Origin of the sequence: Delftia acidovorans SPH-1 (assembly GCF_000018665.1) — a bacterium.
Classification (GTDB): Bacteria; Pseudomonadota; Gammaproteobacteria; order Burkholderiales; family Burkholderiaceae_C; genus Comamonas; species Comamonas acidovorans.
The window spans coordinates 18,047-33,347 of record NC_010002.1; the positions used below are offsets into that span (position 1 = coordinate 18,047).

A 15,301-nucleotide genomic window follows, 5' to 3' on the forward strand; every position below is an offset into this window, starting at 1 on the left:
CGCCAGACTCCGCCGAGATCGGTGGGGATGCCGGCATGTTTACCACCTCTTTTCAGCCTTGGGCTGCGCTGCGCGGCATCGCACCGCATGAAACTGGCGTGATCCGGACCAGGCACACCGGGGGTGCCACCCAGGGTCCGACCGCCCCTCCCGCACAGCAGGAGGGGAAGGGCGTCAAGCGCCTCAGGGCGCTGCCCACATCGGCAGATCGCCGCTGGCCACGCGCACCTGCCACTCGGCCAGCATCATTTCCTTGACCAGGTCCAGGTGCTCCAGGCGGTGCTCGTTGATCGATCCCAGCGAATCGATCAGCTCCAGGATGGAGCCCTGGCCCAGCTTGTAGGCGTCCTGGGCCATCTGGTTGAGCGGCGCGATCTGGGCCAGGCCCTGCTTTTCGTAGGCGCGCACGGCATCGCGGCGCAGCTTCAGTTGCTTGATGGCGCGCTGCAGCTCGGTGCGCGCCTCGATCAGCGCGGCGTCGTAGCGCAGCTGGGCCTGTTCGGCCTCGACCTGGGCTCGGGCGATGGGGCCTTCGCGGCGGTCGAACAGCGGCAGCTCCACCGACACGCCGATCTGGTTGTAGTTGCCGTCAAGCCGGTTGCGCACGCGCGCCACGCTCACGCTGGGCGTGGGCAGGGCTTCGCGGCGTTCCAGCTCGACCTTGTGGCGCAACTGGTCCAGCTCGGCCTGGGCAGCGACCAGGACCGGCAGGCGCTGGCGCGCAGCTTCCCACAGCTCTTGCTCGTTGAGCAGCTGGCCCACGGGCACGGCCTGCAGGCTGCCTGTGGCGCGCGGCGCCCATTGGGGCAGGGCGGCCAGGGCGGCGGCGTGCGAGGCGGCGTCCTGCCAGTCCGACTGGGCCTGGCTGACCTGCATGGCCATCTGGGCCTGCTGCAGGCTCAGGCGTGCGCCGTCATAGCGGCTGCGCGCGCCGGCCTCGATCTGGCCGCGCACGATATTGCCTGCGCCGTTCAGCGCCTCCTGCGCCTCTTCCCAGACCTTCAGGCGCTGCTGCGTCATCAGCAGGTCGATGAAGGCCGTGGCTGCATCGTTGAGCGTGGTGGCCACGGCCACCTCGACATTGGCACGCGCCGCCGTCTCGCCCTTGCGCGCGTTCTCCATGCGCAAACGCCGCTGGCCGAAGATGGGCAGCGGCTGCTCGATGCCCCACTGCTTCTCGCCCGGCTTGCTGCTGTACGACGCCGTGGGATTGGGAAACGCCGCCGCCGTGCGGCTGTCCGCCTGCGCAATCCCGATCTGCAGCCGCTGCGCCGCCAGCTGGGGCTGATTGCGCACCACCATCTGCAGATACTCCTGCATCCCCACCGGCTGCTGCGGCGCAGCCGCCGGAGCCACCTCGGAGGCAGGCGCCGCAGTGATGGCCGGCACAGCGGGCACAGCCTGCTGCGCAAGCGCAGAACCCGCCCCGCAGCACAGCGCCACAGCCACAAACAGGGCCCGATAACGGGCGCTGCCTGCAAAACCGGCGCGACCAAAAGCCAGGGACGCCGAGCAAGAGCCGCCTCGCGGCGAGGGCGTCGTCCCCCCCGCGAAGCGAGAGGGGGAAGCGGCGAAGCCGCTCAGGGGGCTATCACTCTTTTTCATCGAGTTCTTCCTGCGTCAACATGTTCTTGGGGCCCAGCAGCGCATAGAGCACGGGCAGCAGCACCAGGGCCACCAGGGGCAGCACCACCATGCCGCCCACGATCACGGAGGCGAAGGGCTTTTGCGTCTCGCTGCCCACGCCCGTGGACAGCGCCATGGGCAGCAGGCCCAGCAGCGCCAGCAGCGCCACGAGCACGATGGAGCGCATGCGCTCGGCAGCGCCCTCAACCAGGGCCTGCATCATGGGCATGCCCTGCCGTCGCAGCTCCTCCACGGCCGAGATCACCAGCAGGCCGGCCAGCGCCACCTGTCCCAGCAGCGCGATGAAGCCGATGGCCGCGCTGATGGACAGCTCGATGCCCGCAAAGTGCAGGGCCGCGATGCCGCCCACCATGGTGAAGGGCGCGCACAGCAAGATGATGCCCGCGCTGCGCGCCTGGCCCAGCGCGCCGAACAGCAGGGCGTAGACGATGATCAGCGACAGCGGCACCACGATCTTCAGGCGTGCAGCGGCGCGCTGCTGGTTCTCCCACTCGCCGCCCCAGACGGCCTGGTAGCCCTCGGGGATCTTCACGTTCTTCTTGAACGTGGCCAGCGTGTCCTTGACCACGGAGCCGATGTCGCGGCCTTCCACGTTGAACTTGAGCGCCATGTAGCGCGCATTGCCTTCGCGGAAGATGGAGGAGTTGCCGATCTTGATGGCGACCTGGCCCACCGAATGCAGCGGCACCGAGCCGCCGTTGGGCAGGGGGATGGCGATGTTGCGGATGCGCTCCTCGTCCATGCGGTCCACATAGGGCAGGCGCACGCGCACGGGCACGGGGTACTCGCCCTCCCACAGCGTGGTGGAGATGTTGCCGGCCAGTGCCGCCTCCAGCGTCTTTTGCGCGGTCTCCATGGCAATGCCCTGGCGCGCCAGCGACTGGCGGTCGAACTCCACGTGGACCTGGGGTGCAGGCGCATCGCGGTACAGGCCCAGATCGACCACGCCGTCGATGTCCTTCACCAGGTCCACGGTCTGCTGCAGGATGGAGCGCAGCTGCGGAATGTCGGGGCCGAAGACCTTGAGCACCACCTGGCCGCGCGCGCCGGACGTCGATTCCTCCACGCTGTCGCGGATGGGCTGGGCGAAGTTGAACGACACGCCCGGAATCTCACTCAGCGTGGCGCGCATCTGCTCGATGAGCTGGGGCTTGGTCAGGCCCTTGCGCCATTCGCCGTGGCCCTTCAGGCGCACCAGCACCTTGGCCAGATTCAGCGTCTCGTTGTCGGTGCCGGACTCGGGCCGGCCCTGCTCGGTGGTGACGGTGATCACCTCGGGGAAGGTCTTCAGGCGCAGGCGCACGTCGCGCAGCACTTCCTGGCCCTTTTCCAGCGAGATCGATGCGGGCATCTGCACCAGCACATAGGCATCGCCCTCATCGAGTTCGGGCAGGAATTCCGTGCCCAGCCAGGCGGCCGACACGCCGGCAGCCACCAGAATGGCCAGCGAGGCGATGACGATCATGGCGCGGCGGCGGCCTGCGTCCAGCACCTTGGCAATCCAGTGCTGGTAGCCGTGGTGGGCGCGGTCGAAGATCTTGGGCTCTTCCACCATCACGTGCTGGGGCTTGAGGAACAGCGCGCACAGCGCCGGCACCAGGCCCATGGCGAAGACCAGGGCACCCAGCAGCGCGAAGCTGTAGGTCATGGCCAGCGGACGGAAGATGCGGCCCTCGATGCTTTCCAGCGAGAACACGGGGATCAGCGCCGCGATCACGATGGCCATGGCGAACAGCGTGGGCTTGGCCACGGCCACGGCCGAGTCGATGATGATGTGGCGCATGTCCGCCTGCGTCTGCGGCTTGCGCATGCGGGCGTTGCGGATGATGTTTTCGGCCAGCACCACGGCGCCGTCCACCATGATGCCGAAGTCGATGGCGCCCATGGAGATCAGGTTGGCCGGCATGCCCAGCAGGTGCAGGCCGATGAAGGCCACCAGCAGCGACAGCGGGATCACCGTGGCCACGATCAGCGAGCCGCGCAGGCTGCGCAGGAACAGCCACAGCACGCCCACGATCAGCGTGGCGCCGAACAGCAGGTTGTGCTGCACCGTGCCCAGCGTGTGGCCGACCAGGTCGGAGCGGTCGTAGTTGGTCTCCATGTGCATGCCCTCGGGCAGGCCGCCGTCATTGAGCGCGGCCACCTTGGCATGGATCTGGTCCAGCACCACCGAGGGGTTCTCGCCGCGCTTGAGCAGCACGATGCCCTGGACCACGTCGTCGGCATCGTCCATGCCCACCGAGCCCTGGCGCGGCGTGTGCGACTGCACCACGCGCGCCACGTCGCCAATGGTCACGGGCGCGCTGCCGCGCATGGCCACCACCACGCCCTGGATCTCCTGCGGCGTGCGCAGCAGGCCGATGCCTCGGATGATCAGCGACTGCTCGCCGCGGCGCATCAGGCCGCCGCCCACGTTGCGGTTGGACTTGGACAGGGCATCGCTCACGTCTTCCAGCGACAGGCCCAGCGCATACAGCTTCTCTGGATCCACCTCGACGTGGAACTCCTTGACGAAGCCGCCGATGCTGACCACGTCGGCCACGCCCTGCACCTGCTTGAGCACGCGCACCACGCGCCATTCCTGCTCGGTGCGCAGCTGCGCCAGCGTGTGGCGGTCGCTCTTCAAGCGGTAGTAGAAGATCTTGCCCAGCGGCGTGTAGTCAGGCGCCATCTCGGGCGTGACACCATCGGGCAAATTGGCCTGGGGCAGGCGCTGCGACACCTCGGCGCGCGCATGGAAACTGTCGGCATCGTCATTGAAGACGAGGTTGATCATGGCCAGGCCGAAGTAGCTCTCCGAGCGCAGCGACACCAGGCCCGGCGTGCCGTTGAGCTCGCGCTCCAGCGGCTGGGTGATCTGGCGCTCCACCTCCTCGGGGGCCAGGCCCGGCGCCTGGGCAATCACGCCGACCTGCACATTGGTCACATCGGGATAGGCCTCGATGGCCGTGTGCAGGTATGAGTACACGCCATAGATGGCGATGATCAGGGTGGCACACAGGGCGACGAGCCGCCGGTGCACCACAAACGCTATCAGGGAACGCAGCATTGATGAGTCTCCTGGCCGCGATCAGAGCAGCTGGCTGGCTGCGCCGTCGAGCAGCAGGCCACCGCGCACGACGATCTTTTCACCCGACTTCAGGCCCGACACCACGGGCACCATGCCGCGCGAGGGCCGGCCCAGCACCACGGTGCGGGCCTCGAACTGCTGCTCGCCGGTCTGCACGAAGACGATGCTGCGGCTTTCATCCTTGATGAGCACGGCCGTCACGGGGATCAGCATCTCGTGCTCGTTGGAGACCTGCAGGCCCACGCGCGCCTGCATGCCGGAACGCAGCACGGGGTTTTGCGCATCGAGCTGCACGATGACGGAGGCGCGGCGCGACTCCTTGTCCAGCGTGGCGCCCAGGTGGCGCACCGTGCCGGTCAGGGGCTTGGGCAGCTGCGGCACATCGACCTGCACGGCACTGCCCAGGCGGATGCCGGGCAGATCGCTTTCAAAGACATCGGCCACCACGTTCATGGCGGCGGGATCGCCGATCAGGAACAGCTCGCCGCTGGGCTCGACCGAGGCGCCGACCACGGCCTTGCGCTCGGCCACCACGCCGGCGCGCGGCGCACGCAGCACCAGCCGGTCGCCACCGCCTTGCCCCAGCAGCGCCGACGTGCCCTGGGCACGCGCCAGCTCCTGGGCCGACTCGCGCAGCTTGGCCTGGGCCGCACGCAGATCCACTTCCACGCCCACGCCCTTGTCCACCATGGTCTGCTGGCGCCGCACTTCCACGGTTGCCACGTCATGCGCGCTGCGGGCAGCTTCCACCTCGTAGCGCACGCGCAGCGCCTCGGGGCTGACCAGGGTGGCCAGCTCGTCGCCGGCCTTGACGATGTCACCCACGTGGGCACGAACCGACACCACGCGCGCGGCCAGCGGCACCGAGACGGTGGCCACGCGGTCCTCGGCAAAGGCAACGCGTGCGGGCGCCCAGGCCATTTGCGTGCCCTGCGGATCGGCCACCACGGCAATGTCCAGCATCTTCAGCGACTCGGGCTTGACCCGCACCACGCCGGCCGGCGCGGGCGCCTGCGCGGCAGGTTCGTTCTGTGCCGATGCCTTGGATGCATCGCAGCCCGCCACAAGGCAGGCCACGGCGATGACAGCGCATGCCGATGCCGCCGGAAACCGGGCTGCCTTGGGCAGGCCCGCAAATGTCTTGATCATTCTTGCCCCTTCAATCCATGCCTGGAGCGCAGGGACTGCAGCGAGCCGACCCTTGTCTCCTGAGATGAAACAGATGCTAGAAAACGCATCTTCCTGCGTGCGTGAAGCCTTCATTACCGTTTGGTAAGACATTCGCGTACCTGGGCCGGCGCCCGGGGCTGCTCCCCGGCAGGGATCGCCTGGGCTTTTTCGAGAACCAGCGCGATCCGCTGCGCCGCTGCGCCGCTGCGGACCTGCCGCCTGCGGTGCACCAGGGCCCCAGCCGCAGCGGCCGCAGACCTGTGGATATCCCGGGGAAAAACGCGCTCTGCAAAGCCAAAGATCTGCACAGGCCCTGTTTTCCACAGTGGTGACAACTTCCACCATCTTCTGGAAATCGCGGGAAATCTGAATCCATGAAAAACCCGTTGCAAATCAACGGTGAATGGCGACAATCACCCAATCAATCCACAAGCATGCCAACAACATGCACACAGGATTGATCACAGGCCGAACGCCCTGGCCGCTGTGGGCAAGACTGTGGATGCGGCCACGCGCATGGCCATCAACGGCCATGGGAACAATCCAGGAACAGCCGGTGGACAGATGTCCATCCCGGTGACCGATACCCACCTGTGCACACATGCGATTGGCGGGTTCAGTGATCCATATGACGGGCAGCTTGTAGGCTGTACGGCATACGAAAAACGCGCTTTGTGCGCTGTATTTCATAAGATTTCGCATCTTATTTAATACATATCACTGTACGAATCTTTATAAACAGATGGACCAAGATGATCCATCTGGTCAAAACACGCCGAAATGCATGAAAAAAAATGGGCTGATCAGGCCCTGAAATCCTTTGATGACGTGGTCGGGGCCATCCCAGGGTTCCGAAATCGTGAGGGGCAGCGAAAAATGGCGGCCCAGATCGCGCAGACCTTCAGCCAGGCCCAGCTGGGAAAAATCGATGAGGGCGCACCGGAGCCCACCCGGTCCATTGCCGTGGTGCAGGCCGGAACGGGGGTGGGCAAATCGCTGGCGTACAGCATTCCCGCCATTTCGATGGCGCTGGCGCGCGGCACCCGGGTGCTGATTTCCACGGCCACCGTCGCCCTGCAGGAACAGCTGGTGAACAAGGATCTGCCCGCGCTGGCCCAGCAGCTGGAGCAGCCCTTCAAATTCGCGCTGGCCAAGGGGCGGGGCCGCTTTGTCTGCAAGCTCAAGCTGGAGCGGCTGGCCAGCACCGGCGAGGCCCAGGACGAGGATCTGGACGATCTGTTCGCCGAAGAAAAGGCGCAGGCCCAAAGCCGCGTGGCACGCCCGGCCCAGGAGCTGGAGGCGCGCATGCAGTTCTACAAAAGCATGGCCAATGCGCTGGCGTCCCAGGCCTGGGACGGCGACCGCGACTCTCTGGAGACCCCGCCCGAGGCCGAGGCCTGGAGCCCCGTGGCGGCCGAATCCTCGTCCTGCACCGGCAAGCACTGCCCGGCCTTCAGCAACTGCGTCTACTACGAGCGCCGCAAGGACCTGGTGGCCGCCCAGGTCATCGTGGCCAACCACGATCTGCTGCTGTCCTCCCTGGGCGCGCGGCTGCTGCCCGAGCTGGACAACTGCCTGCTGGTGCTGGACGAAGCCCACCATCTGCCCGCCACGGCGCTGGGCCAATTCGCCGGCGAGATGGACCTGAGCCGCCTGGGCTGGATAGACAAGCTGACCAGCCGCGCCCTGCGCGTGAATACCCTGGTCGAAGTGGAGGAACTGGCCGATCTGCCCAGCCATGCCAGCCAGTTGCGCCAGCAGCTGCAGGAACTGGCGCGCCTGGTGATGGAGCTGTACGGCGATACGCTCAAGTCGCAAAAGGACAGCTGGGGGCCGGCGCGGGTGCGCGCACCGCGCGGCATGCTGCCCGAGCCCCTGCTGGAGCCTCTGGGCAAGGCCGCCCACCATGCCAACAGCTTTCTGGATGCGCTGCGTGCCATCTCCAAGGCACTGCGCGCCGCCATCAAGGACAATCCAGAGGAAGCACGCAGGCTGTCTACAGCTTATGCACAGGTTGGCGCACTGGCTCCCCGCCTGGAATCCGTCTATGACACGGCCCAGCTGCTGATGCAGCAGCCAGCGCAGGATGACGACAGCAGCCGCGTTCCCAATGCCAAATGGTTCACGTTGGAGACAGATGGCGAGTACATCGTGGTCAAGGCCCATGCCAGCCCCATCCTGCCCGGAGCCACGCTGCGCCACCATCTGTGGTCCCAGGTGCGCGGTGCCGTGCTCACGTCGGCCACCCTGACCAGCTGTGGACAATTCGACTTCTTTTTGCGCGAGGCAGGCCTGCACGACGATGCGGCCGTGACCACGCTGGAAGTGCCCAGCCCCTTCGACTACGCGCGCCAGGGCACCCTGGTGGCGCGCGAAACCGTGGCCGACCCCAAGGAGGCCGCCCGCTTCACCCAGGAGATGGTGGACGCGCTGCTGGGCGACCTGTCCCACGTGCAGGCCGGCGCCCTGGTGCTGTTCACCTCGCGCGAGCAGATGCGCCTGGCGGTGGATGCGCTGTCCACGGCCATGCGCTCGCAGGTGCTGGTGCAGACGGCCATGCCCCGCGCCCTGCTGCTGGCCCGCCACCGCGACGCCGTGGAGATGGGCGAGCCCTCCATCATCTTCGGCATGCAGTCCTTCGGCGAGGGCCTGGACCTGCCCGGCGCGCTGTGCGAGTCCCTGTTCATCACCAAGCTGCCCTTTGCCCCGCCCGATGACCCCGTGGGCGAGGCCCGGGCCGAATGGCTGCGCAGCAGCGGCCGCAACCCCTTCAATGAGCTGGTGGTGCCGGCCACGGCGATCCGCCTGGCCCAGTGGGTGGGCCGCGCCATACGCACCGAGGAAGACCAGGCCCATGTGTATTGCTATGACCGGCGCCTGGTGAACACCAGCTATGGCCAGCAGTTGCTCAAGGGCCTGCCGCCCTTTGCCTTGCAGCGCCGCCCGGCACGCTGAGCCGGACCCTGTGGAAAGCATGCGAAAAACAGGCTGCGCCCTGTCGCCACTGCATTCCCCTGCATACGCAAGTCATTGATCACGGCTGATTTTTTCAATCAGCGAGCCTGCCGATTGCCCACAGGCCACTTGCACACAGCCTGTGGGCAACCGTATTTCCCGGCTCCCGCATCTCCCTACATGCCCTCTGCAGCACGGTCCCGGATCCCGCTGGATACCGCTGGATCTCGCAGACCGTGCCTGCTCCCCGGCCCGGCCGTACCCGCCCACATACCCCGCCAACAGGCCTGCAGAACGCCCAGGACGCGCCTGCGCGGGCAACCCAGGGCCTGACAGCTGCCAAGCCTCCACGGTCCTCTGCAGGCCGCTGAAGCGCTCGGGCTGATTCACGTCCTCTTGCCCTGGTGCGCCAGCAGCCATCACTTTTCGTGATTGCCCTTGCCTGGACTGGATCTGCTGCTCCTGATCTGGATGCGCAGTCCTCTTGCAGGCCGGCAACAAGGGGTTGAATTTTTTTGAATGGCCGAACACTGCCTCTGGCGCATCCGCTTGCGTCCGCTTGGCAAACCGCGTTTTCCTGAAGTCTTCCACGTCCAGTGCACAGCCCGTTGTGGAAAAGCGCCCGTTCCACAGCGTTCCTGCGAGGCCGCGAGGAAGTCTTGTCTTCGTGCGTCTTCATGCATACGGCCATGGCGCGCGAGCCGATCCGGAATTTTTTTGAACACAGGCGCGCCAATTTCGCTGGAGCAGTCCCTCGTCTGGACATGCCCAGGCTCCAGACAACCTGGCACGTCTGTTTTTTTTGAAAAACCGTTCGGCCTTCGCTTCCCGCGTGACTTCGCCTTCGGTTGTTCTTTGATCTTCTTATAAAGAATAGTCGTAGTAGTAGAGGCATGACATCTCTGTGGATAACTCACTATTCCTCAAAAAAAACAATGTCTTGCCCGATTGAAAAACATGTGATCAAAGCCCTGTTCCCGGTGTCTCCCGAACGGGGATAGTTTGCCTGTTTCGATTTTTTCTGTGGATAACTGTTGAGTTGGTCTTCATCTATCCACAGTTTTGTGCGAGGTGCATTTTTTCCTTTATTGAACTTCAAGTTATTGATCTATAAGGATTTTTCGGTTTATCCAGATGAAAAGAAGGCTTGCCAGACATGGATGAGCACATGGTCTGGCAGTGCTGTGACCTGTTGACAGGCCGTTTTTCCTGACGAACCGGCTGCCTTTTTTATCCCGAACGGTCTTGCCGCTGTGAAAAACCGCCCTTGGCTGTTATTCCTATCTCTCTTATTTTTTAATTAGTAGTAGTAGTAAGTGAAGCGCTTAATTGTTGATAACTGAATTTATCTTATAAAAATCAACATCTTAAGACACTTCAAACCCTGTGGTGGATGCAGCTTCGCTGCTGCACCCGTTTTGGGCACAACTTTCCATGGCGCATCCTCCTTGTGGATAAGCATGGATTTACGAGATTTTTATGCCCAGGTTTTTCCACAGGGCGGCTGAGGACAAAAAAAGACCACCTCTAAGGTGGTCTTGCCGGGATCCGCAACCGTGATCAGAAATGGTGGGCGTAGCGCAGCTGCAGGAAGTTTTCGCCGGGGTTGGGTTTCTTGATGCCTGCGTTGGAATGGTGCTCCAGCCGCAGCACCAGCTCATGCTGGCCCTGGCTGCCAAACAGGTAGCCCACGCCGATATGGGTGGCGAAGTTGTAGCGCGTGGGGAATTCCTTCTCGTCCGTGACGTAGCGACGGTTCAGCGCCCAGCTCAGGCCCACGCCGGTTTCTGCAAACCAGGGCGACTGCCCGTTGCTGGGGCGCCAGCGCACGGTGGGATTCACGCCGATGACCCAGGTGCCGCGATCGCGACCCTCCAGCGGTGCCGACCAGCGGGCGCCCCAGACATCCCAGTAGCCGCTGAGCTGGCCGCCCCACAGCGCATGGCGCCAGTTGCGCCAGGGCACGGTGACGCCCACGGTCCAGCTGTCGGCACTGTGCTCGGCCGCGCCGTATTGCAGGTACATGGAAGGGGAGGATTCCGGCGTGGACTGCGCCTGCGCCGCCAGGGGCAGGACGGCCGCTGCACCGGCCAGCAGCACGGCGGCAAAACTTGCGGGTCGTCCTGGTCGCTGTGGTCGCCCTGAACGTTCTGGTGGATTTTTGCGCGCCGTTGCGTGGTTCTGGCAGCTGGATGGCGTCGTTTGAGTGTTTTTGGGGGCCATGATCTTCTCCGGGGCAGCACACAATGCTGTGCCTGTTCCACTCTAGGCAGTCCGGGGAAGATCGGGGAGTCAGCAAAAAAGCCCTTGCACTGTCGGCTGCCTGACAAGGCGTCCGTGCAAGGGCTGGCGCGAGCAATCCGGCTGCCCGCTGGTGGCGGGAAGGCCAGGTGGCTGCTTACTGGGCGGGTGCCGGGGCAGGGCGGGCCTGGCCGCTCTTGTGGTCATGGCGCGGGCCGTGGTCCATGCCGTGGTGGCCGGGGTGGCCCTTGTGCAGCGTGGCGGCATCGAAGGTCTTTTGCTGGCTGGCATCCAGCTGGGCGTAGAAGGCCTTGGTGGCTTCGCCGCGGCGATCGGCGTCGGCCGCGCGCTGGGCGCGCATTTCACGCATCTTGTCGATGCGCTGGGGCGTGGTCAGCTTGGCGAAGTCCTCGCGCTCCATGCGCTGGGGACGCTCGCCGGGCTTGAAGGTGGCCGCATAGGTGTTCCATGCGGTTTCCTGGGCCGGCGTGAGCTTGAGGTCGGCCTTGAGCTTGGCGATGCGCTGCTGCATGTGCTCCATGCGGTCGCCGTGCTTGTGCATGGCGCGATCGGGCTTGGGCGCTGTGGTGGTAGCGGCGGCGGCGGGGGCTGCCGCCGCGGCGGTCTGGGCGTACGAGGGCAGGGCGAACGATGCCAGCAAGGCGGTGGCAGCGGCGGCGCTGGCGAGGGTGCGGCGGAAGGTGGTGGTCATTCCAAAATCCTTTCTGGAGAGGGTGACTGAAGGCCGCCGTCAAGGCACTTGGCGAGCCCTGTGCAGCGGATGATTGAAGTGTGGTCGTCCGATGTATCGGGGCAGTGAGGTTTTGCGCACGGCTTGTAAAGAATTGACAAGCTTGTGCAGCGCCGTCCGGTGCCAGGCATGCACAATGACCGGGCGGGGCGCCAAGGCATGGCGCCCCTGCTGTTTTTTCTGTTTTCTCCCTCTGGATGGAGGCGGCGCAGCCCGGTGTTGCACACCCCTGCTGCGGCGCAGCCGCAGTCCGTCCGAGCAAAGGTTCGCTATGTTCAAAAACATGATCGTCTATCGCATTGCCGAGAGCTGGCAGGGCGATTTGCAGCAGCTTGAAGAAGCCCTGGGCAAGAGCCCGTTTGCCGAGTGCGGCGCCACGCAGGAGCGCAGCGCCGGCTGGGTGCCGCCGCGCGGCGAGCCCCATGGCCCGCTGGCCGAGTCCGTGGCCAATCAGTGGGTGATGCGCTTCATGACCGAGGCCAAGATGCTGCCGGCCAGCGTGCTCAACCGCCGCGTCAACGAAAAGGCTGCCCACATCGAGGCCACCGAAGGCCGCAAGCCCGGCAAGAAGGAAAAGAAGGAACTCAAGGACGAGGCCAAGCTGGACCTGCTGCCCATGGCCTTCACCAAGCAGGGCGCCATGTGGGTCTGGCTGGACCCGCAGGCCCGCACCCTGGTGCTGGACACCGGCAGCCAGGCGCGCGCCGACGAGGTGGTCAGCTCGCTGGTGGAGGGCCTCACAGGCTTTGCGCTGGCCCTGGTCGATACGCAGACCAGCGCCCAGGCCGCCATGGCGCACTGGCTGACCACGCAGGAAAGCCCGGCCGGCTTCTCGATTGACCGCGAATGCGAGCTCAAGGCCGCCGACGAATCCAAGGCCGTGGTGCGCTATGCGCGCCATCCGCTGGACATCGACGAGGTGCGCCAGCATATCGAGCACGGCAAGCTGCCCACGCGCCTGGCGCTGACTTGGGATGACCGCGTGAGCTTCGTGCTGACCGAGGGTCTGCAGCTCCGCAAGATCGCGCTGCTCGATGCCGTGATGGAAGGCCAGTCGCAGGACGACGGCGGCTTCGATGCCGATGTGGCGATTGCCACGGGCGAGCTGTCCAAGCTCATCCCCGATCTGATCGAGGCGCTGGGCGGGGAAGGGCGCACGGGCCTGGGCCAGGATCTGCCGGCATCGCTGCAGACACCCGCTGCCCAGACTCCTACAGCGACACAAGCGACACCAGCGGCACCGCGTGCAGCGGCATCGGGCCGTGGTGCGCTGACGGGGCCGGCCCTGGCGCCCGTGGATACGGCGCCTGAAGAAGCGCCTTTCTAGGCCGGCAGGCGGCTGCGGTGGCGATGTTTCATGTGAAACATCGCCACGCCCAGGCGGCGCTCAGACTCTTTCAAAGATGGCCGAGATCCCTTGGCCGCCACCAATGCACATGGTCACCAGCGCATAGCGGCCGCCCGTGCGCTGCAGCTCGGCGATGGCCTTGGTGGTGATGATGGCGCCCGTGGCGCCGACCGGGTGGCCCAGCGAGATGCCCGAGCCGTTGGGGTTGACCTTGGCCGGGTCCATGCCCAGCTGCTGGATCACGGCGCAGGCCTGGGCCGCGAAGGCCTCGTTGGCCTCGATCACGTCCATGTCTGCAATCTTCAGGCCCGTGCGCTGCAGCACCTTCTGCGTGGCCGGCACGGGGCCTATGCCCATGTAGGCGGGGTCCACGCCGGCATGGGCGTAGCCCACCAGGCGCGCCAGCGGCTTCAGTCCCAGGGCCGCCACGCGATCGCCTGCGGCCAGGGCCACGGCGGCGGCGCCGTCGTTGATGCCCGAGGCATTGCCGGCCGTCACGCTGCCGCCTTCCTTGCGGAACGCGGGCTTCATGGTGGACAGCAATTCGATGGTGGTGCTTGCACGCACATGCTCGTCGGTATCGAAGACCACGACGCCCTTGCGCGTGGCGATCTCCACGGGAACGATCTGCTCCTTGAAGTGGCCTGCCGCAATGGCAGCGGCCGCGCGCTGGTGGCTGGCTGCCGCCAGTTCGTCCTGCATTTCGCGGCTGATGTGGTAGCGCTCGGCCACGTTTTCGGCCGTGATGCCCATGTGCATCTTCTGCCAGGGGTCGTGCAGGATGCCCAGCATGTAGTCGATGCTCTTGGCGTCGCCCATGCGCGCGCCCCAGCGGGCGGCCTGGTCGAAGTAGGGGCCGCGGCTCATGGACTCGCTGCCGCCGCCGATGGCCACGTCGCAGTCGCCCAGCGCAATGGCCTGGGCGGCAGAGACGATGGCCTGCAGGCCGGAGCCGCACAGCCGGTTGACGTTGAAGGCCGGCGTCTCGATGGGGCAGCCCGCATCGATGGCGGCCACGCGCGAGAGGTAGGCGTCCTTGGTATCGGTGGGGATGACATTGCCCATGACCACGTGGCCGATGGCGTCGGGCGCCAGGCCCGCGCGCTCGATGGCCGCCTTGACGGCCGTGGTGGCCAGCTGGGTGTTGGGTACGTCCTTGAGGCTGCCGCCGAAGGTGCCGATGGCGGTGCGCGCAGTGCCGACGACGAAGACGTCGCGTGGGGTCATGGTGAAGCTCCTCGAAGCGATGAACACGGGGGATGGAGTGCATTGTGCCGGGCAGGCGGCAGGCAGCGCAGCCGCCTCGGCGTCAGTTCCGGGCGCAGGTCAACGTCCCTCGAATTGCGGCGTCTGCTTGGCGTGGAACGCCGCAATGCCGCGCGGCAGGTCGGCCGTGCGCGCACAGGCGTCGAAGGCGCAGGCCTCGGCGGCCAGCTGGTCGCGCAGGCTGCGGTCCAGGCCCGCGCGCATGAGGCGGCGCATATGGCCCAGCGCCACCGTGGGGCCGGCGGCCAGGCGCTGGGCCAGCTGCTGCACGGCGGCGTCGAGTTCGGCGGGCGGCAGGACGCGGTTGATGAGGCTCAGGCGCTGCGCTTGGGCGCAGTCCAGGGTCTCGCCCAGCATGGCGATCTCCAGCGCGTTGCGCAGGCCCACGATGCGCGGCAGTGCCCAGGAGGCTCCCACGTCGCAGCTGGCGCCCAGGTTGATGTAGGCCAGGTTGAAGCGTGTGCCCTCGGCCGCGTAGACGAAGTCGGCCTGCAGCATCAGCGACAGGCCTGCGCCTGCCGCCGCGCCGTGCACCTTGGCGATGACGGGTGCATCGAGCTGGCCCAGCAGCGCCACGGCCTCGTTGAGCGGCGCCAGCAGCTCGGCCGCGCCGCGCACGGGGTCGGCGGCCAGCGTGTCCAGGTCGCCGCCCGCCATGAAGGCGCGGCCCGCGCCTTCCAGCACCACGCAGCGCAGCGCGCGGTCCTGGGCCAGGGTGCGCACGGCGTCGCGCAGTGCCAGCGCCATGGGCACGTCGATGGCGTTGAGGGCGGCGGGGCGGTGGAAGGTCAGCGTGGCGATGGCGCCTTCGCGGTGCAGCAGCAGCGGGGTGTCTTGCGTGTCGGTCATGGGA

At 66.2% G+C, this 15,301-nt stretch carries 10 protein-coding genes; 2 read left to right on the plus strand and 8 right to left on the minus strand.

Translation table 11 applies throughout. The features are described from left to right. Window positions 1–183: 183 nt before the first annotated feature. From DACI_RS00085 to DACI_RS31775, 4 genes are all read right to left on the minus strand, one after another. Window positions 184–1,605 carry a TolC family protein gene (locus DACI_RS00085; protein WP_012201957.1) on the minus strand — a complete coding sequence of 474 codons (1,422 nt, stop codon included), beginning with the start codon at window positions 1,603–1,605 and terminating at the stop codon, window positions 184–186. After that, a complete protein-coding gene (locus tag DACI_RS00090; protein WP_012201958.1) occupies window positions 1,592–4,696 on the minus strand; it encodes an efflux RND transporter permease subunit in 3,105 nt (1,034 codons plus the stop codon). Before DACI_RS00090 ends, DACI_RS00085 begins: the two co-directional genes overlap by 14 nt. Before the next feature lie 21 nt (window positions 4,697–4,717). Continuing rightward, on the minus strand, window positions 4,718–5,866 hold the full coding sequence (locus DACI_RS00095) for an efflux RND transporter periplasmic adaptor subunit (protein ID WP_012201959.1): 1,149 nt from the start codon (window positions 5,864–5,866) through the stop codon (window positions 4,718–4,720). Window positions 5,867–6,280: 414 nt separating this feature from the next. After that, complete coding sequence (locus DACI_RS31775; protein WP_143343517.1) at window positions 6,281–6,577, minus strand: hypothetical protein; 297 nt, start codon at window positions 6,575–6,577, stop codon at window positions 6,281–6,283. 90 nt (window positions 6,578–6,667) lie between these two features. Between DACI_RS31775 and dinG the strand changes: the two genes are divergently transcribed. Continuing rightward, on the plus strand, window positions 6,668–8,842 hold the full coding sequence (dinG, locus tag DACI_RS00105; RefSeq protein ID WP_080518161.1) for an ATP-dependent DNA helicase DinG: 2,175 nt from the start codon (window positions 6,668–6,670) through the stop codon (window positions 8,840–8,842). A 1,560-nt stretch (window positions 8,843–10,402) separates the two neighbouring features. Here dinG and DACI_RS00110 read toward each other — a convergent pair. Continuing rightward, window positions 10,403–11,065 carry an acyloxyacyl hydrolase gene (locus DACI_RS00110; protein WP_012201962.1) on the minus strand — a complete coding sequence of 221 codons (663 nt, stop codon included), beginning with the start codon at window positions 11,063–11,065 and terminating at the stop codon, window positions 10,403–10,405. Between the two features lie 175 nt (window positions 11,066–11,240). Further along, window positions 11,241–11,795 (minus strand): Spy/CpxP family protein refolding chaperone, encoded by a 555-nt coding sequence (locus DACI_RS00115; protein WP_012201963.1) that lies wholly within the window; start codon window positions 11,793–11,795, stop codon window positions 11,241–11,243. A gap of 310 nt (window positions 11,796–12,105) precedes the next feature. On the opposite strand from DACI_RS00115, the gene DACI_RS00120 reads away from it, so the two are divergent. Continuing rightward, window positions 12,106–13,161, plus strand: coding sequence for a recombination-associated protein RdgC (locus DACI_RS00120; protein ID WP_012201964.1), 1,056 nt, complete (start codon window positions 12,106–12,108; stop codon window positions 13,159–13,161). A 60-nt stretch (window positions 13,162–13,221) separates the two neighbouring features. Here DACI_RS00120 and DACI_RS00125 read toward each other — a convergent pair whose 3' ends face one another. Next, window positions 13,222–14,409 carry an acetyl-CoA C-acyltransferase family protein gene (locus tag DACI_RS00125; RefSeq protein WP_012201965.1) on the minus strand — a complete coding sequence of 396 codons (1,188 nt, stop codon included), beginning with the start codon at window positions 14,407–14,409 and terminating at the stop codon, window positions 13,222–13,224. A 99-nt stretch (window positions 14,410–14,508) separates the two neighbouring features. Beyond that, complete coding sequence (locus tag DACI_RS00130) at window positions 14,509–15,297, minus strand: enoyl-CoA hydratase/isomerase family protein (protein ID WP_012201966.1); 789 nt, start codon at window positions 15,295–15,297, stop codon at window positions 14,509–14,511. Between the last annotated feature and the right edge of the window lie 4 nt (window positions 15,298–15,301).